The sequence below is a fragment of the Pseudoalteromonas sp. GCY genome (assembly GCF_016695175.1).
Classification (GTDB): domain Bacteria; phylum Pseudomonadota; class Gammaproteobacteria; order Enterobacterales; family Alteromonadaceae; genus Pseudoalteromonas.
On sequence record NZ_CP068023.1, the window covers coordinates 3,774,173 to 3,792,942 of the forward strand.

The following is an 18,770-nucleotide window of genomic DNA, read 5'->3' on the forward strand; positions in this document are numbered from 1 at the left end:
AAAAAGGCGCTGATGCGCCTTTTTGCTTATTAATAGTTATCGTAGGTAGTATTACGCTGTACCACCGACAGTAATTTCGTCAATCTTCAAACTCGGTTGACCCACTCCCACCGGGACGCTTTGACCATCTTTACCGCATACTCCAACGCCTCTATCAAGCGCAAGGTCATTGCCTACCATAGAGACCTTTTTCATCACCTCTGGGCCATTGCCAATAAGCGTTGCGCCTTTAATTGGTTGGGTTATCTTACCATTCTCAATTAAGTAGGCTTCAGACGCTGAGAATACAAATTTGCCGGAGGTAATATCCACTTGACCACCGCCAAAGTTACTAGCAAAAATACCTTTATCTACGCTACGAATGATCTCTTCTTGACTGTGCTCACCCGCAAGCATGTAGGTATTTGTCATTCTCGGCATCGGTAAATGGGCATAAGACTCACGACGCGCATTACCCGTAGGGGCCACGCCCATTAAGCTTGCGTTTTGCTTGTCTTGCATATAGCCTTTCAAAATACCATTTTCAATCAGTACGTTGTATGCCGCAGGTGTACCTTCATCGTCCACATTCAAAGAGCCGCGACGGTCGGCTATCGTACCATCATCCACCACAGTACAAAGACTCGAAGCGACTTGTTCACCTATTTTGCCACTGAATGCAGAGGCACCTTTACGGTTAAAATCACCTTCTAGACCATGTCCAACGGCTTCGTGTAACAAAACGCCCGGCCAACCAGAACCGAGCACCACAGGCATCGCACCTGCTGGAGCATCAATGGCTTCTAGATTCACGCGTGCTTGGCGCACAGCTTCTTTGGCAAACTGCATCCATCTCGGTGCACCGTCTACTAACTCTTTAAAGTAACCATAGTCTAAACGCGCACCACCACCGGCACTGCCACGCTCTCTGCGACCATTTTTCTCAAGTAGTACCGAGCAATTTAAACGTATTAACGGGCGAATGTCGGTTGCAAATGTGCCGTCGCTTGCGGCAATTAACACTTCTTCATATACCGCCGACAGCGAACTTACCACTTGCTGCGCCTCAGGTGCTAAATCGCGAATGCACTGTTCAATCTCTCTAAGTAAAGCCACTTTATCCGCATCACTCATGCTGGTAATTGGCTGTGCTGGTTGAAATTGAATGGGTGCTTTTACATCGCTAAATACTTGGACTTTACTGCTTTCGCCAGCTTGCGCAATGCTACGCGCAGCTTCTGCTGCTTTGGTTAACGCTTCAATATTGATGGCATCAGAATAACTAAAGCCAGTCTTCTCACCACTCACTGCACGCACACCAACACCACGTTCGATGTTGTAGCTGCCGTCTTTGACTATGCCGTCTTCCAGCACCCAAGTTTCGTGGTAGCTTGATTGAAAGTACAGATCGGCATAATTTACTTTGTGCTGATGAATATACTCGAGAGTTTGTGATAATTGCTCACGTGTCAGCTGGCTATTGGTCAGTAAATTCTGCTCTACATTACTCATAAAAACTCACTTTTAAATCGGTTATGATCCGCAACCGGCATTTTTTGCCGGATCGAATCAAGAAACGCGCTATCTAGCTGCTGTGAAATGGGTTCTAAACTCGCACCAGAGTCAATTAAGACTTCACCCCAAGGCGATACAATTAAACTATGTCCATAGGTTTCTCGGCCATTTTCATGACAACCTACTTGCGCGGCTGCAACTACATAGCATTGGTTTTCTATCGCCCTCGCCTGTAATAATGGCTGCCAATGTGCCTTACCCGTTGCACAGGTAAAAGCACTCGGGACTAAAAATAGCTCAGCACCCCCTGCTCTCATCATTTGGAACAAACCGGGAAAGCGCAGATCATAACACACGCTTAATCCAATTCTGCCAAATGGACTATCCACTACCACGACATCCTGTCCAGGCTCTGTTCGCTCAGACTCTCGGTATTGTTTAGTTTTGTCACTCACATCGGCGTCAAACAGATGGATCTTATTATAGCGTGCTACGATTTCGCCATTCGAATTAAATAAGTAACTCGCAGCCAGATATTTATCGTTCTGACTTGGTATCGCGATGGTACCTGCCGCCAACCAAATATTATGTTGTTGACAAAGCGCTGACAGCTCTCCAAGCAGAGCTTCATTATGCTGCGCGTATTCCCAAGTCTGTTGAGCATTGTCGCAAAACGCCAGCCAAGTTTCAGGCAAACAGACTAAGGTTGGCTCTTCAACCACTAACTTAGCCAGCTGGTTTTTAAGGTAATCTATATTTGTTTGGGGTGCTTTAGCCGAGCACATTGGCAATGCAATCACCTTAGCCATTACCACTTTCCTTATTTTGCGATACAAGAGGTTGCTCACTTTGCTTAAGTGTAGCACTTGGATGTGATTCTGAATTCAATGCTGGTTCTTCTTTACTTGTATTCTCATCAGCTCCATCTGGCCTCGCTTCTTCACTAGGAGGCACAACCGGTTTAGGTAACTCAATTTCTTTACTCTTACGATCAACCTCGGTAACCACTGGCTCTTGCATCGTTCCGGTGATTTTAAAATTAATCTCAGAGATCACTCGCGCGGAGTGGATAACCTTGTCTAATGCCAGTGCAGCTAACCCCGTAACAGGGTTCACCGCCCATGCCATAATCACAGGTAAACTCGACGTGACTTGTGGTGCGACGGCCAAATCATAATTAATTTCGTGAGTATTGAGGTCGGCATAGCCACGTATCGTTAGATCAGCTGGCACGCCATCAAGCTTCGAATCTTCAGTGATCGCAATACCATTCGTTAGTTGTACCGAACCACTCATACTGTTATAGAAAAAACCTTTAGAAAACACATCTCTAAAGTCCAAGCGTAGCTTTCTGATCAAAGAGTCCAAACTCAGTAGCGAAAATACACGTGCCCCTTTATCACTTATTTCTGCCAAATGACCCTCACCTAAGCGCCAAGTCAACTCGCCTCCTAGGCTAGGTAAATCCATTTCGTATGGCGCACCTTGCCAATTAAGAGCAAAATCAATGTTGGCGCGGGAGTCTTTAATAGTCGAAGTAATATCAAACTCATCCGTTAGTTCACCAAAATCATCGCTGTTTAACGCGCCACTTAGCATCGTTTTACCTTGCTCAAAGCGGCCACTGGCATTGAGTTTATGGTCTTTTTTGTCAATCACTAACTCTGAGATATTGAGTCTATTACCATCTCCAAACAACGACATATTGACCTGATCTAACTGATATTCACCGACTTTACAGTCACTGCACACAAATTCGGTTGCAGGTAAGCTCAACAACCAATCTAACGAGTGAATGTCTCTTTCCACTGTCTCTTGCGCTTGCGGCTCTGACTTAGGTAAATTTAGACGTAAATAATCACTATTAATGTGAATGGGCCGGCTTGAGTTTGATGCTGGAATAGCCACTTGTGAGCGCATTTCTTTACTATTGATTTTAAGCTGCATCGCGCCGTCAATCTCAGCCATAGTAAAGTCAACATCATGGAAAGGGATCTCTGAGAAGGTTACTTTTGAAAAAGAGCCATTCACCTGATTCAGTGCTGGTAGAAATGCAGGGTCGGAACCTGAACTTGGCGCTTTGATAATACGATTGATCAGTGGGAACCAAGGCAGCAGCTCGACTTCTTGTTGTTTGATTGTGATATCAAAACCGGATGCATTTAAGCCTTCATCTTTACGGCCAATTATCAGGTGAGCATTACGCATCGCACCGGATCCATTTTCAATGATGCCATTAAAATACAATTGATTATCTAGGCTTGCCGTAACAAGATTCGAAATATCATCCCCTAATACCGTGCCGCTTAGCAGTTTAGCTTGATCAGCGGGTTTAGCGAATTGATCGGGTAAATGACTTGTCATGCCCCGTAAATCACTAGCAAATTTGGCTTTATAGTTAAATCCTGCATCGGCAAAATTAAGGATAAGCTCAGTGCTCAGCACGCTATTGCCTTCTAAGTAGCCGTCAATAATTCCATTTGCGTGCGGTTGCAGTTGCTCAATCCCAGCTTCAAGACTGATCTTGGTCGTGACTTGATAATTTTGCTTATCTCCGCTTCCGGATAAGTCCAGCGACAAGGGCATGTCCAACCACTTAGCAGACAAATTATTCACTTTGATAGTGTCATCATCGAAGCTAACCACACCTTTCACTTGCTGTAATTGCATCCCAGGCTTTGCCAAGAAAACAGGGTTGTTGTCTAGGTAGATGTCACCTTTAGCATGTACGGCACCTGAGTGCAGGTCGACGGCCAATTGCACATCCCCTTTTGCATCACCTTTACCTTGAACAATATCTAATATATTCGCGAGCGGATCTGCGAGCGGTGTTGCCGCAAAGAAAGGCTGTAACGTGCTCGCTTCTGTGGTGTGATTAATATCAACAGTCAGCACATCAGCGTGATTTAAATCCGCAATACTCACAATGACACCCTCATCAATACTTTGATTAACAAGTTCCCCACGGTGTGCGTAGATATCCATTCTTTCGTTTTCGAAGTGTAGTGTGACATCACCTGAAGTAACGCTAGGCCAATCCGGCGCAAAACCAAAAGTAACCTCATTCAAACGTGATTTAACTTCAAACTGACCTTGCTTATCAGCGAATGGAAATTGTGAAAGCGCCCCACTCAATAAGACTTGAGTCTGCAAGTGCTGACCCCCTTGGATCCCTGCTTCTAAATAATCGACTAAGCTTTTACGCATAATACTGACAGGAAAGTACTGTGAAGCGATTTCACCACGCCCACCGAGTAATTCCGCATATAAATCAAGCCGAGGGTCATCTGATAACTGCAAGGAAAATTCTGTGGCTAACGCTACATCTTGATTGCTAAGCCAAAAGTTGGGACTGGTAACTTGCCAGCCTTGCGCTTGTTGATTGCGAATATAGACATCACCACTGAGCTGCTGGAGCTTAATATTATCTTTGAAGGTCTCTTTTGATAGCAACTCAGTTTGTTCAGCACTTAAATTGAGCCTAACTTGCTCATCAGTCGCACTCACTTCTAACCTGGTACCATAAATTCCCGGGATCCCATGAAATGGCTCAAAAGCTATCTCTTCAATAACTCCCCATGCCGCAAAAGCATTATTAGTACCTAGGCTGAATTTCGCTGCGCTCAGTTGGCCATTGGGATTCATGCCATAAAGCAAATCTCGCCCAGGGAATTTAGCAAGTTGTGCTAACTCAGCTAAAAAGTTGGCGTTCATATCCTTTAACCAAAAGGTCTTGTTATCTTTATGCCATTTCGCTTCAAATAAAATAGGAGCAAGCGCTTCTTGATTGCGACTAAACTGGATACCACTACTTTGCACCCACCAACCCTGCTGGTCTGGCTTTAATAGAAATTGAGCATCATCTAATGCTAACGTGCGCTGATTTTCATCTTCTTGCCAAGTCAACAAACTGGGCTTGATATCCACTGTGATATCTTGCAATGTACCTTGCTCGAAACCTAACCATAACTGAGCATTGATGTCCGCTTTAAGATCTGGGTGCGCTAAGGTGATAAGCTCTTCTAGCCAATCGACCGGATTAACCTTATCCGCAGATACATAGATATTCCCCGCCAATTCACGTAGCTTTCGCCCTGACAAAGAAAGACGAGCGTTAAACTGGCCTTGAGAAAACCCAGGTAATGCAATTTCTCCCGCACCTTCATGTAATGCGTTAGAGTTTTGCCACACTAAATCTTTCAATAGTAAACTGTGAGTCTTACCACTAGAAAAGGTGATATTTAGACGACTGTTTTGCACCGCAAAATGCCCAACATCACCTAAGAAAAGGCTTTCAATTAATGCTTGCTGCTCAAAAGCACCTTGATCTTGAGCCGCGTTTAACTTACTCAGATCTATATCGGCTTCAAACCCTTCCAGTACAAAATAGTTAGATGCGATCTGCATTTGTCGTACAGACTCAAATACATTGAGCTGCAATGAGGTTTTGGCGATATTAATGGAAATTGGCGAGTCTTTATTATCTTTAAAAGAGAGCGATTCCAACACCAGAGCGGGCCCATTGCCCTCCCAACTCGCACTGATCTGGCCAATACTAATATCAACATTCAGTTGCTTTTGGATCAGCGCTTCGATGTTACTTCTATAATCATTTGCATAGGGCAAGGCGTACTTCAGCGCAGACACCAGCACCGCGAGTGTCACTAAAGTGATCGCAAAGATTTGCCACGCTTTACGCAGGCAGAAAAAACAGACGGCCTTAGCCTGCATGTACCGCTACCCTTTACATCATTACTACGTCAAACTGCTCTTGGCTATATAAGCTCTCAGTCTGAATGCTAACCTGCTTACCAATAAATAATTCAAGCTCTGCTAAATTATGATACTCGTCGTTGATCAAGGCTTCGCTCACCGCTGGCGAGGCATAAACCATAAACTTGTCGGCATCATAAGCACGATTCACACGTACGATTTCCCGTAGGATCTCATAGCAAACGGTTTCGACCGTTTTTAATGAACCACGACCTGAGCAAGATGGACACACATCACAAAGAATATGTTCTAGGCTCTCACGCGTGCGCTTGCGGGTCATTTCTACAAGACCAAGTGCAGAGAGTCCATTGATATTGGCTTTCGCTCGGTCTTTAGACAACGCAGTTTCTAAAGAGTGCAATACTCGGCGTTTGTGCTCGTCAGATACCATGTCAATAAAGTCGATAATAATGATACCACCAAGGTTTCGTAACCTTAGTTGCCTCGCAATTGCTGACGTCGCTTCAACATTGGTATTAAAAATCGTCTCTTCGAGATTACGATGGCCAACAAACGCGCCAGTATTAACATCAACCGTTGTCATTGCTTCCGTTTGGTCAATGATAAGGTAGCCGCCTGACTTTAACTCAACCTTTCGATGTAGTGCTTTTTGGATCTCAGTTTCAACATCAAACAAGTCAAAAATGGGGCGCTCACCTGGGTAATACTCAAGTGCACTTGCGAGTTGGGGAACAAACTCTTCAGTGAAAAGCTTTAGTTCTTGGTAGGTTAACTTTGAGTCAACACGGATACGCTCCATGTCCTCACCAACATAATCACGCAAGGTGCGAAATGCTAAGGTAAGATCCTCGTGCAAAATTTTTGCTTTGCTCGTTTTACGGCGGCGAGTCACAATTTTTTGCCAAAGCTTTTTCAAAAACTCCGCATCATGCTGTAACTCGGCTTCGGAAGCACCTTCGGCAGCGGTACGAACGATAAAACCACCGTTTTCGTCATTATATTGTGCAACGATTTCTTTTAATCGGTCGCGCTCTTGTTCGGTTTCAATACGCTGACTCACTCCCACGTGAGTCGCATCTGGCATAAACACCAAATAGCGTGAGGGAATAGTGATATCCGTAGTCAGTCTAGCGCCTTTTGTGCCAAGCGGATCTTTGACTACTTGTACCATAATGAACTGACCTTGTTTAACCAGCTCACGAATATCCTGCACTTTCTTAACTGGGGACTCTGCCACCCCCTCTTCGATGGAAGCGCTGTTCACGATATCTGACGCATGTAGAAACGCCGCTTTTTCCAAGCCGATGTCCACAAAAGCAGCCTGCATACCAGGAAGGACTCGGCTTACTTTGCCAAGATAAATATTACCAACGATGCCTAGGTTACCGATCCGTTCAACTTGAACTTCTTGCAGCACCCCATTTTCGATTAAGGCTACGCGACTTTCACTTGGGGTGACATTGATTAGTAGTTCGCTACTCATATTTTATTTTAAAAACCGTTGAATTAATTCGTCTGTCTCATATAAAGGTAAGCCGACAACTGCAAAATAGCTACCTTGGATCTCAGTTACAAAGCGTCCACCTAAGCCTTGGATCCCGTAGCCACCCGCTTTATCTTGTGGCTCGTTGGTGTCCCAGTAGGCATCAATTTCAGTTTCGCTGAGCGTTTTAAAGGTCACATTGGTCACAATCACATCGCTCAGTACTTTGCTTGTATCTGCAAGTGCAATCGCCGTCATCACCTGATGCGTATGACCAGAAAGGCGCTGCATCATCGCTTTGAAATCCGCTTTATCACGAGGCTTACCAAGCGCTTCTCCGTCAATGACAACCACAGTGTCACTGCCAAGAACCGGCTTATCGGTATACCCTAGCGCCACACCTGATTGCGCTTTTAAACACGCTAAACGCTCTACAAGCTGTAATGCGCTTTCATCGTCTAGCGGACTTTCATCAGCATCAACACTAAATTGCTCGAACGAATAGCCCAGCTGAGAAAGTAGCGCTTTGCGACGCGGAGAAGCCGAAGCTAAATATAAAGAAATAGACATTATCTGATCCTAAACTGTCTACGATATTTTCTCAGCAGTGGGAATATCCACAGCCAACACACCATGCCCGTAACCGCAGGCCACAGATAATGCGGGTTAAAGTAGATATCGAGCAAGAAATGATTAAGCCAAAATTGTAACAAATGATAGAGCGCGAGAAATAGCCCGATCAGCACTGCTTGCTGCCAGATGGAGAAATTACGAATTTTCTGAAAGTTGCTGGCGGTAATATAAATACAAATGGAATAGGTCAACGAGTTCACTCCGAGTGGCGCGCCCATCGCTAAATCTATTATCAGGCCAGTCATCCAAGCCCAACCAATATTCACACGGTGAGGAACGGCCAAAGACCAGTACATCAGCACCAATAATACCCAGTCAGGACGAAATGGCTCAAGTGAGAATGGTAATGGCATAAGCGCCATGATTAACGCAACAAAGACACTCAATGCAATCAATAAGTTGCTATGTTTACTCATGATTAATTGCCTCTTGGCTACGTTTACCTAACACCACGAGTAAGCGAATGCGATCTAGTTGTGCAATCGGCTCTGCCTGTACTTGTGCAAACGGTAGGCCTTCGTCTCTGTCTATTTCAGTAACTACAGCCACCGGATAGCCTTCAGGGAAAGTACCACCAAGCCCGGAAGTGACCAACACATCACCAATGCGAATATCCATGCTATGCGGTACATGAGCAAGGCGAACATTATTGATTTTACCCGTCCCCTCAACCACAGTGCGAACGTCATTACGCAATATTCTGACCGGTGTCGCATGGGTGGTATCTGTCATAAGCAGCACTCTTGAGGTCGTTGTACCGACTTGAGTTAGCTGTCCAACAATGCCCATTTCGTCAATAACAGCCTGCCCTTCGCTGATCCCATCAATAGTGCCGCGATTAATCACCACCTGATGACTATAAGGGTTCGAATGAACAGATAAGACTTGAGATATTAAACGTTGATTGGTTTCCCTAGCCGAAGCACCTAATAAGGCGCGCAATTCTTGATTTTCTTTTTGCAAAAACTGAAGTTGCTGTAATTGCTCACTCTGTATTAATTGTTTTTCTCTGAGTGCTTGGTTTTCTTGTTGCAGCTTTTCTCTGGTATTGAGACTTTTCAGGCCCAAGTTGAACGCTTCATAGGGAATGTTAGCGACGTACAGTAGCGGACTGACCAAAGTGTTTAAACTGGTTCGCACCATAGTCCCACCAACCGTGTAGCGGTCACCAATGATCAGAATAATACTAAGCACAACTGCGACAGTAAGTCGCAGTTGTAAAGGAACGGTTCGGCCAAATAATAAATTCATCAGTCGTAACTAAATACGTCACCACCGTGCATGTCTATCATCTCTAACGCTTTACCACCACCTCTTGCCACACAAGTTAATGGATCATCGGCAACCACCACTGGAATACCAGTTTCTTCCATCAACAAACGGTCTAAGTCTTTGAGTAATGCGCCACCACCTGTTAATACCATGCCGTGGGCAGAAATATCAGAGGCAAGCTCCGGTGGCGACTGCTCTAGCGCAACCATTACTGCACTTACAATCCCCATCAAAGGTTCTTGTAACGCTTCTAAGATTTCATGTGAGTTGAGTGTGAAAGAGCGCGGTACCCCTTCAGCTAAGTTACGGCCGCGAACCTCAATCTCAATCGGCGTTTCGCTCTTAAAAGCAGAGCCAATTTCATGTTTGATATGCTCAGCCGTCGCTTCACCAATTAGGCTTCCGAAGTTGCGACGTACATAGTTAATAATCGCTTCATCAAACTTATCACCACCGATACGTACTGAAGACGAATAAACAACACCATTTAGTGAGATAATCGCCACTTCCGTCGTACCACCACCTATATCAACAACCATTGAACCCGTTGCTTCAGATACTGGTAGACCAGCACCAATTGCAGCTGCCATTGGCTCTTCAATTAAGTACACTTCACGCGCACCGGCACCCATTGCGGATTCACGGATTGCGCGCTTTTCAACTTGCGTTGCACCACAAGGTACGCAAATGAGTACACGAGGGCTTGGACGCATAAAGTTATTATTGTGCACCTGTTTAATAAAGTGCTGTAACATTTTTTCTGTTACATAGAAGTCTGCAATCACCCCATCTTTCATCGGGCGAATAGCTTTGATGTTACCCGGCGTTCGACCTAGCATTTGCTTAGCCGCAGTACCCACTGATGCAACGCTTTTTGGGCCACCAGCTCGCTCCTGACGAATCGCCACCACCGATGGCTCATTCAGTACGATGCCTTCTTCTTTTACATAAATAAGTGTGTTTGCCGTCCCTAAATCGATAGAGAGATCGTTAGAAAATAATCCGCGTAATTTTTTAAACATGAGGCTGGGTGACCTTTCAGAATTCTGTCAAACAAAGCAGCATCACCTGCTGCTCTTAATTTACTACTTATCGCTCTCGAACAAGTCGAAAACCTATATAATTCGCTCTAAAATCTGGCGCTAACGCTAAGCGAGTTGACACTCGAGCCAAACTCGGCGCGAAGTTCCATGCACCGCCACGCACTGTAACATCGCTCTGAGAAACACGCTTTTGCGTCCACTCCCAAACATTTCCTACAGTATCATATAAGCCATAGCTATTCGGTGAAAATTGGGCTACTGGTGAAGGACTTTTATTAGACCACTCACTGCCACACCAACCACAATTAGCTAGGTTTCTTCCGATTTCATTACCCCAAGGGTACTCAGATGCAGTGCCTGCACGCGCCGCATATTCCCATTCAACTTCATTGGGTAATCTAAATTGCTGTCCTTTTTCGCCAGATAACCAGTTGGCATAGGCTTTGGCATCGTCATAGGCAACACAAACAACGGGAAAATTATCTGATTGCTCGTAACCTGGGTTTTCCCAATTATATTCAAGCTCCCAAACCGGTTCGCCATTTTTATAGTATGCGCAGCCTTTACCTTGTTCGGCTAAGGTTTTATATCCAGTGCTTTGCGCGAAACGGCGAAAAGCCGCCACTGTAACCTCAGTGCTCTGCATGGCATATGAATGACTCAACACTTTTTCAACAATGGGACGCTCATTTGGTAAACCATTACCCGTCAGGTCGCCCATTTTAAAAGTGCCCGCAGGGATAATAGCTAGCTCATTTTCAGTATTTGCTACGGCAACCACCTGTACTTTTTGCGCTTCAGGCTCAGGCTTTTTCGTTACAACAGATGTTACCGATTGGCGTTTCTTCACCAATTTCGCATTAATGGTTTGTGCCGCTCGCAGATTAATGCGTGCTTTATAAGGTTCATAACCTAATTTACGGATCTCAACGTCATAAAATCCGACAGGAATTGCTACTGTCGTTTTTGTCGCGCCGTAGCTGACTCCATTAATAAATACTTCGTCGTCGTAAACATTTGATCTTAAAGTTAACTCGACTGTTTTATCAGCCGTTTGTGACTTTTTTACAAGAGGGGTCTCCACGACAGGCTGCTTTGTAATAGTCGCGACTTCAACCGGTTCACTTTGCTCGTCCGAAAAAGTCAGTTGATTATCACTGTAGACTGTCGAGTAGTTCGACTGGTAATTTACGGCAAGCGGAGTCCCATACTCAGCACAATAACGATTGTCTAAGCTCAACAAGTTACATAAGCGGCTGCTATTTACATCACCACGCATCGTCACACTGAGGTTAACGTTGTAGTTGCCTTGTCCACTGAATCCACTATTTACAACATGGCTGCTAACCACTTGAACCTGCGCGCCAGCCATATTGCGTTTTGGCTCGACAACACGGCTCTCGGTTAGGTTTGCAAAAATCTGATCAATAAAGCGCTTGGTTGCTTTTTGAAGCCCCATTTGCTGACCACGCTGTTCACAAGCCGCCAAAGTTTCTGTGCGCTTACAGTTAATCGTGTGGTCTACCTCTAGCGTACCTTCACGAGTAAACTCATTACGTAGTCGCTCTACTCGCGCTGTGCCAAGCTGATCTTTTAAGTTTTCAAGCGTATTTACTAAGGTGTGCTTAGTTACACGGACTTGCTCAATATCTTTACGCTGTGATGCAATCGCCGCAATCTGCATCGCAATGTCTTCTTTATTCTGCTTGTGATCCGCCACTGCTTGTTGATAACGCGTTTGCGCAGAAGAAATATCAATGGAAGGATCATCAATTAGCCGACGATACAACTCATTCATTGCATCTAAGGCCTGATTTTTTTCTTTGTCTAACTCACCTGAACGTTTTCTCAATAACTCAAGTTGAGACTGCAGACGCGTTTCCTCTGCTAGGTGTTTTTCTAAAACGACCGAGTATCTGTCTAATTCGCTTTGCTTGTTAGACAATTCAGACTCGATGGCAGTGACCGTTGCAGTATCTTGCGCCATAGCGCTTTGAGCAACAGTTCCCATGGCCAGGATCGAGGCCGAGACAATAAAAGTTAAAGGAGCAATTCGCATATGTTCCATTCCCAACAGCGGCAATTGTTTGGTCTTGTTATTTCTTATAGTTAGGGCTCTATGCTATGTACTTACAAAGTAAAACACAAGCTTTGCACAATTAATATCTGAGTTTACAACTATTAACCAGCGTCTTGCCAGTTTTTAGCTGAGATTTTGTCTATTTTTCTCTAACATCGCGATGTGTTACTAATTCGAGTCCAAAATAGAAGATAGGTAATCAAGAAGATATGATAACCTCTGGAGTGAAACGCTCGGGTTATTTATTATAGCACGCAAAATATCAGACTGATTTCATCATGCAAACCATCACCAATATCACCGAGTCACCAATCCAAACTATTCACCACCCGACATTGGATAAATATGGTTTAACTTTGTTGGTTAAGCGTGATGATTTGCTACACCCTGTGATCCAAGGAAACAAATGGCGTAAGCTAAAATACAACATACTCCACCTAAAGCAAGCTGGCCTTGAAGAGTTAGTCACTTTTGGCGGGGCGTTTTCCAATCACTTATATGCTACCAGCATGGCATGCAAACTTTTCGCAATCAAAGGTCACTTAATTGTTAGAGGCCCAGAGATTGACCGGCACAATCCAACGCTAAAAATGGCAAGCGCTTGCGGGCTAACACTTCATCCCGTGAGTCGAGTCGAATATCGGCAAAGAAATCAACCTGAATACATTCAAACTCTGCAAGCCAAGTTTAATAATGCTTATCTCATACCAGAAGGCGGCACTAATGCACTTGCACTGCAAGGCGTTGAAGAGTTAGCGCATTCCTTGCCGCAAAGTGATTATGTCATGACAGCTGTGGGCAGTGGTGGCACAGTGGCAGGACTAATCTCGGGATTACCTAACCACACGCAGGTTTTAGGCGTTACGGTACTAAAAGGTACTGAATACCTAGCACAGGAGATACATGAATTAATCACAGCTCAGCGCTGTGCGCCATGGCAGCTACTCCATGATTTTCACCACGGAGGTTACGCCAAGACTACGCCTGAATTGCTGAGTTTTTGCCATGAAATGAAGGTAAAATATCGTTTGCCTCTTGAGCCTATTTACACTGGTAAACTGTTTTACGCTATTTTCACTTTGGCTAAACAAGGATACTTCAAAAAAGGCAGTGTGATCACCGCAATCCATACCGGCGGTTTACAAGGATTAGATGGTTTGAGATATATGGCAAATAAAAAGTCGACCTAATCAGCTCATGCGGTTAGCGTTTTAGTGAATATCAGCGAGTTGTTGTAATGGTGCGGAGAAATAATGACCTTGGGCCCCCTTCACTCCAAGCCCTTTGATGCAACTCAATTCAGCAACAGTTTCAATCCCCACGGCATATACAGGGACACCCAAACTTCTCGCTTGAGCGACGATCTGCTTTACTGTGCGTTTACGATAGGCAGACTTTTCAATGCCGTGTACCAGCTCGTAGCTGAGCTTGATAGCTTTTATCAACTCGGCAAGCGGCGAGCGCCCTAGCGTAAGAGCCTGTGTAACGTTATCCAAATAAATATCGCACCCAAGTCGATGCAACCTATCAAAAGCTGCTAACAACCGCTCTCCATGTTGATAGACCTCTTCTATGCTAAGTTCAAACCCAATTGCCGCACCACTATGAGACGCAATGAGCTGCCCCTCTAGCCATTCAATAAACTGACTATCCACCCAACTCGAAATATGTAAGTTAATACTTACCTTGCCAAAACTCCTTTCCTGCTCATAGACAGACAATACCTGCTTAACTATCGCCCTATCCAGAAACTGAAATTGCTCAGGGGTATAAAGGTGTTGCATCACCTGCTTGGCCGAAATTCTCCCCATTTCTTTGTGAGTCACTCTTAGTAGCGCTTCGCTTACAATTACGTCTTCGGCTAAAAAATCAAACAATGGCTGGAAGAATAAGGAGAACTGCCCAGCTTTCAGATAACTCAGCAAAGCCTCACCGTCTTCGTTAAGGCGTTTTGCCAATGACTCTGTGAGATGAACTAGATGAGTATGCTGCCACACTTGATTTTGCGCAATCGAGAGCGCTGATTTTGCGCTTTGATAAACCTGTGTTTGTTGTTTATTTTCCTGATAAAAACAAGCGCCAAGCTTCACTTTGCTGCGAGATAAATCCCCCCGAAACTCTAGCAGTACTCGATAAACGATTTCGTGCATTTGCTTTGCCAAATCCATACCTTTAGTCGCCCCTATCTGCTTTACTGTCACGGCTAATGCCCCTGAAGCTAGATACTTAACTGCCACCGTCCCAAACTCTCCAACGCCTTTAACCAGTGCAAGCTGAAAATGTAACTGCAGATCAACTTCTTTAGGCGTACTGCACTGCCAATGGATTAACGCAAATAATGCATACTGCCCTTCAGGAGCGGGGGCTGGTAAAGCCACAGGCTTCTGCGCATGTGAAGTAGACTCAGCCTTACCGTATAAAAACCACCACCGATGTACGAATAACACCAGCCCAATCGACAATAAATTGAAAAATATCAATATATATCCATGACTTATCCATATGGATTCATGATACAAGGTAACGGTTTGGTCATTGGCAACAAATTGATGTTCTTCTGCATTCGCAATAGGTAACAACGAAAAACCATACTTCGTAGCTATTTCACTTACTCCCGCAGCAAAAGCTTCAGCTGATAGCTGCGAAATTTCAGCCGCAGCCTCTTCTCCTTGCGTGTGAACCTGAAGGTGCAATAAATGATTCAGAAGGAAATTTAGACACAACAACACCGCCAAACTTACCGCGACTAGCTTTTTTCGGTACTGACGACTAAATCCATCTAACAGCTGAATGGGCATAATGTTTTTATTGGGTGGAAAGATAACTGAAGTGTTGTTCAAAATAGTGCAAAACTCAAGCTAGATGCGGCTTTTAATTGTACAGAAAGGATAAGCAACTGAGCCAAAACTAGAAATGCGTTAAGTTTATTAATCGCACAAGATGTTAAGCTTTATCTAAGCTTACTCGTCGTCACCATTTTCTTAGAAGTATTTATACCAGTAAAAAACAAAAACCCCAGCATAATGCTAGGGTTTTCTTAGATGCTATATCACCATTTAGAACGGAATGTCATCATCAAAATCAATTGGCGGCTCCATAGGATTTGAGCTACCGCCTGATTGACCGTTGTTTTGGTTCTGTTGTGGTGCAAAGCCACCTTGAGACTGGCCACCAAATCCAGAAGACTGCTGTGAATTCTGCTGCGATTGCTGCGGTGCGAATCCACCTTGCTGCTGGTTTGACTGGCTTTGCTGTGGCTGCGAATATTGCTGCTGAGGTGCTTGATTATAGCTTTGCTGGCCATAATTGTTTTGCTGCTGTTGACCACCTTGGTACTGACCACCACCTTGACCCTGCTGCTCGCCACGGCCACCTAGCATTTGCATTTGACCACCCATGTCCACAACGATTTCCGTTGTGTACTTTTCTTGGCCGCTTTGATCTGTCCACTTACGAGTCTGTAGACGACCTTCAATGTAAACCTGCGAGCCTTTTCTTAAATACTCACCCGCAACTTCCGCAAGTTTACCGAACAACACCACACGATGCCATTCTGTACGCTCTTGCAATTGACCAGTGTTTTTATCTTTCCAGCTATCCGTAGTTGCAATGCTGATGTTAGCCACGCCGTTACCGTTTGGCATATAGCGAACTTCAGGATCTTGGCCCAGATTACCTACCAAAATTACTTTATTAACACCACGTGCCATGGCATTGTCTCCTCACACTATGACAAGCCCAGCACTTGCTTGGCTTGCTTCAAATCAAAAATTTTATCATCTACTTTTAGGTAGCTACGATTCTCATCTCTTACTACCGTGGCCTCAAGTACCCCAGGTAATGAAACCAATTGCTCTGCCAATTCCGTCGCTTGTTGCTCATTCTCTACAGCAGAAACTAAGCTGATCGCTTTGCTCTTAGGTGGCACTTGCATGCCCCATGCGATAACGAACCATATTACCCCAATAATAGCCGTTGCGGCAAATATCGTATCGACCGCAAAGTTTTGCGCCAAGATACCACCCAAAGCACCGCCTATAAATGCACCTAGAAACTGGCCTGATGAAAATACTCCCATCGCCGAGCCCTTTTGGTTTGCAGGAGCAATGCGAGAAACCAGCGCTGGCATAGTTGCTTCAAGAAAGTTAAAGGCAATAAAATAGACTAGCATTGCACCTGCGATCACCCAAAGTGAATCCACAAAGCAATACAAAGTAACTGAGCTTACCACTAGCATCGCAATAGACAGCAAGAATGTCTGCTTTTCTTTTTGTTTGCGGATCGCCACTATCATCATCGGTGCCATCAAAATGAAGGCGAGTAAAAATACCGGGATATAGAGTTGCCAGTGCCTGTCTGCAGCAAGGCCGTCACGGATCAACTGACCTGGCAAGGCTACAAAAATCGTAGTCAGCGTCAAATGCAATAGCAACACACCCAGATCAAGTCTCAGTAGCTGTGGGTTTTGAACCAAGCGACGAATATCTGCAACGCTTGCTATTGTGTCGCCTTTTGGTGCTTTATTTACCGCGTTTGGCACCATAAAGGTAATGATAGCGATACCTACGATTGCCAATACTGCCGTCAGCCAGAAGATCCCTGCGATACCAAAAGACGCCGCAATCATTGGTCCTAATAACATGGCTACAGCAAAGCTCATACCAATGCACATGCCAATGACCGCCATTACCTTGGGACGCTGCTCGTCACGGCTCAAATCCGCAGCAAGCGCAAGTAAAGCACTTGCAATCGCGCCCATACCCTGTAGGGCTCTACCAAATGTCACCCAATAGATTGAATCCGCTAATGCCGCGATAACGGATCCTAATGCAAATACTAACAACCCACCAATGATGATTGGCTTACGACCGAACTTATCAGACAGCCAACCCATAGGTATCTGTAGTAAAGCTTGAGTCAAACCATAAGCACCAATAGCCAAACCAATCCACAGTGGCGAGACATCCTGTAAAGACTGGCCGTAAACAGCTAACACTGGCATCAGCATGAACAAACCAAGCATGCGGAAAGCGAAAACGCCAGCAAGAGAAATCGCAGCGCGCTTTTCAGTTGGATTTAAAGAGTCATTAGACATAAGGCGGTATTCATCACTATCGAAAATCACGCGCAAGTTTAACAAACTCTTTTCTTAACTTACACTAGCGCGAACGGATCTTTGCAATGCGATTGTTACCATCATGAATTTGAGCGGCTTACTTCGAGAGAAAGAAAGCGTTAATTGACGCCATACTTGGCCGTGATCTGATCTAGTTTTCCGCTACGTTTTACCCGTTCAAATGCTTGACTCAAACGCTGCAAACGCTCGCTCGTGGTGCGAGCCTTGCTAAAGGCAAAATATACTGGATTTTCGTTAATAACCAACGGGCTAATAGTAAACTTTTCAAAATCAGGGTTATTTTTACTTTGATATAGGATGTTGAATTTTTCTTCTAAAAATCCTGCGATCCGTCCCTTTTTGAGCAAATTCAATTTTACCTGATTGTCGGGTACATAAATAAATTGTGTTTCACTGTCAGTACGACGCGCAAGACGAGCTGTGAACGCATCACCGTAATAAGCATTACGCTGAATAGCGATGGGCTTTGACAGATGGAATAACGACTCAAGTGAGTCAAGCTGGTGAGGCTCGCCTGAGTTCATTGCAAAAACAATGGTTTCCATGCGTTGGGGACCAATAAAATACGCAAACTGTTCACGTACTGGTGTTTTTGTGACGCTCAAAATAAGATCGATATCACCCTCCTCTAAAAGCTTCAGCGCCCGACCCCAAGGAATACTTACGAAACGATAACTACACCCAGCTTCATCTAACAAGGCTTTAGCGAAATCAACGTCCATACCGTGCCAAACAAGGTCATCATTTAACTTAGATTGCGCAGCGTAATTCTCAAACCGCACCACCAGCTCACAAGCGAAGACGTTTTGGCAAAGCAGTACCAAAAGCAATAAAAGTCGATACAAAATCAATATCCCAAGTTGATCGGTTTAATAAGTTTAGTTCATTTAGCAG

Annotated in this window: 14 protein-coding genes; 1 reads left to right on the plus strand and 13 read right to left on the minus strand. The window is 44.7% G+C overall.

From position 1 onward, the window contains the following. Positions 1-51: 51 nt before the first annotated feature. The 9 genes from tldD to JJQ94_RS22430 all read right to left on the minus strand — a co-directional run bounded on the left by tldD (position 52) and on the right by JJQ94_RS22430 (position 12,718). Positions 52-1,491, minus strand: coding sequence for a metalloprotease TldD (tldD, locus tag JJQ94_RS22390; protein ID WP_099030718.1), 1,440 nt, complete (start codon positions 1,489-1,491; stop codon positions 52-54). Further along, positions 1,488-2,303 carry a carbon-nitrogen hydrolase family protein gene (locus JJQ94_RS22395; RefSeq protein ID WP_099030717.1) on the minus strand — a complete coding sequence of 272 codons (816 nt, stop codon included), beginning with the start codon at positions 2,301-2,303 and terminating at the stop codon, positions 1,488-1,490. Before JJQ94_RS22395 ends, tldD begins: the two co-directional genes overlap by 4 nt. Next, on the minus strand, positions 2,296-6,225 hold the full coding sequence (locus JJQ94_RS22400) for a YhdP family protein (protein WP_099030716.1): 3,930 nt from the start codon (positions 6,223-6,225) through the stop codon (positions 2,296-2,298). The genes JJQ94_RS22395 and JJQ94_RS22400 overlap by 8 nt, the downstream gene beginning before the upstream one ends. A gap of 13 nt (positions 6,226-6,238) precedes the next feature. Then, entirely contained in the window at positions 6,239-7,711 is a 1,473-nt protein-coding gene (gene rng / locus JJQ94_RS22405; RefSeq protein WP_010376650.1) for a ribonuclease G, read from the minus strand. Between the two features lie 3 nt (positions 7,712-7,714). Then, positions 7,715-8,281: a Maf family protein gene (locus JJQ94_RS22410; RefSeq protein WP_099030715.1), complete on the minus strand. Its 567-nt coding sequence runs from the start codon at positions 8,279-8,281 to the stop codon at positions 7,715-7,717. Beyond that, positions 8,281-8,760, minus strand: coding sequence for a rod shape-determining protein MreD (gene mreD, locus JJQ94_RS22415; RefSeq protein WP_010376646.1), 480 nt, complete (start codon positions 8,758-8,760; stop codon positions 8,281-8,283). Before mreD ends, JJQ94_RS22410 begins: the two co-directional genes overlap by 1 nt. Beyond that, the gene (mreC, locus tag JJQ94_RS22420) at positions 8,753-9,595 is read right to left on the minus strand and encodes a rod shape-determining protein MreC (RefSeq protein WP_010376644.1); all 843 of its coding nucleotides are present in this window, start codon (positions 9,593-9,595) and stop codon (positions 8,753-8,755) included. The genes mreD and mreC overlap by 8 nt, the downstream gene beginning before the upstream one ends. Beyond that, on the minus strand, positions 9,595-10,638 hold the full coding sequence (locus JJQ94_RS22425) for a rod shape-determining protein (RefSeq protein WP_010376642.1): 1,044 nt from the start codon (positions 10,636-10,638) through the stop codon (positions 9,595-9,597). Before JJQ94_RS22425 ends, mreC begins: the two co-directional genes overlap by 1 nt. Before the next feature lie 67 nt (positions 10,639-10,705). Then, on the minus strand, positions 10,706-12,718 hold the full coding sequence (locus JJQ94_RS22430) for an SUMF1/EgtB/PvdO family nonheme iron enzyme (RefSeq protein WP_099030714.1): 2,013 nt from the start codon (positions 12,716-12,718) through the stop codon (positions 10,706-10,708). 299 nt (positions 12,719-13,017) lie between these two features. Between JJQ94_RS22430 and JJQ94_RS22435 the strand changes: the two genes are divergently transcribed. Continuing rightward, complete coding sequence (locus JJQ94_RS22435) at positions 13,018-13,929, plus strand: 1-aminocyclopropane-1-carboxylate deaminase/D-cysteine desulfhydrase (RefSeq protein WP_099030713.1); 912 nt, start codon at positions 13,018-13,020, stop codon at positions 13,927-13,929. Between the two features lie 21 nt (positions 13,930-13,950). Here the strand turns inward: JJQ94_RS22435 and JJQ94_RS22440 are convergent, their stop codons facing one another. From JJQ94_RS22440 to JJQ94_RS22455, 4 genes are all read right to left on the minus strand, one after another. Next, complete coding sequence (locus tag JJQ94_RS22440) at positions 13,951-15,537, minus strand: EAL domain-containing protein (protein ID WP_099030712.1); 1,587 nt, start codon at positions 15,535-15,537, stop codon at positions 13,951-13,953. A 258-nt stretch (positions 15,538-15,795) separates the two neighbouring features. Next, complete coding sequence (gene ssb, locus JJQ94_RS22445; protein ID WP_010376633.1) at positions 15,796-16,449, minus strand: single-stranded DNA-binding protein; 654 nt, start codon at positions 16,447-16,449, stop codon at positions 15,796-15,798. Between the two features lie 17 nt (positions 16,450-16,466). Next, positions 16,467-17,834 carry an MFS transporter gene (locus JJQ94_RS22450; protein ID WP_099030771.1) on the minus strand — a complete coding sequence of 456 codons (1,368 nt, stop codon included), beginning with the start codon at positions 17,832-17,834 and terminating at the stop codon, positions 16,467-16,469. Between the two features lie 140 nt (positions 17,835-17,974). Then, the gene (locus JJQ94_RS22455) at positions 17,975-18,721 is read right to left on the minus strand and encodes a substrate-binding periplasmic protein (protein ID WP_099030711.1); all 747 of its coding nucleotides are present in this window, start codon (positions 18,719-18,721) and stop codon (positions 17,975-17,977) included. Positions 18,722-18,770 lie beyond the last annotated feature (49 nt).

Excerpts from the sequence above, each read along its gene's own strand:
- tldD (WP_099030718.1), bottom strand. The coding sequence starts at position 1,491 with ATGAGTAATGTAGAGCAGAATTTACTGACCAATAGCCAGCTGACACGT.
- JJQ94_RS22395 (WP_099030717.1), bottom strand. The coding sequence starts at position 2,303 with ATGGCTAAGGTGATTGCATTGCCAATGTGCTCGGCTAAAGCACCCCAA.
- JJQ94_RS22400 (WP_099030716.1), bottom strand. The coding sequence starts at position 6,225 with ATGCAGGCTAAGGCCGTCTGTTTTTTCTGCCTGCGTAAAGCGTGGCAA.
- rng (WP_010376650.1), bottom strand. The coding sequence starts at position 7,711 with ATGAGTAGCGAACTACTAATCAATGTCACCCCAAGTGAAAGTCGCGTA.
- JJQ94_RS22410 (WP_099030715.1), bottom strand. The coding sequence starts at position 8,281 with ATGTCTATTTCTTTATATTTAGCTTCGGCTTCTCCGCGTCGCAAAGCG.
- mreD (WP_010376646.1), bottom strand. The coding sequence starts at position 8,760 with ATGAGTAAACATAGCAACTTATTGATTGCATTGAGTGTCTTTGTTGCG.
- mreC (WP_010376644.1), bottom strand. The coding sequence starts at position 9,595 with ATGAATTTATTATTTGGCCGAACCGTTCCTTTACAACTGCGACTTACT.
- JJQ94_RS22425 (WP_010376642.1), bottom strand. The coding sequence starts at position 10,638 with ATGTTTAAAAAATTACGCGGATTATTTTCTAACGATCTCTCTATCGAT.
- JJQ94_RS22430 (WP_099030714.1), bottom strand. The coding sequence starts at position 12,718 with ATGCGAATTGCTCCTTTAACTTTTATTGTCTCGGCCTCGATCCTGGCC.
- JJQ94_RS22435 (WP_099030713.1), top strand. The coding sequence starts at position 13,018 with ATGCAAACCATCACCAATATCACCGAGTCACCAATCCAAACTATTCAC.
- JJQ94_RS22440 (WP_099030712.1), bottom strand. The coding sequence starts at position 15,537 with ATGCCCATTCAGCTGTTAGATGGATTTAGTCGTCAGTACCGAAAAAAG.
- ssb (WP_010376633.1), bottom strand. The coding sequence starts at position 16,449 with ATGGCACGTGGTGTTAATAAAGTAATTTTGGTAGGTAATCTGGGCCAA.
- JJQ94_RS22450 (WP_099030771.1), bottom strand. The coding sequence starts at position 17,834 with ATGTCTAATGACTCTTTAAATCCAACTGAAAAGCGCGCTGCGATTTCT.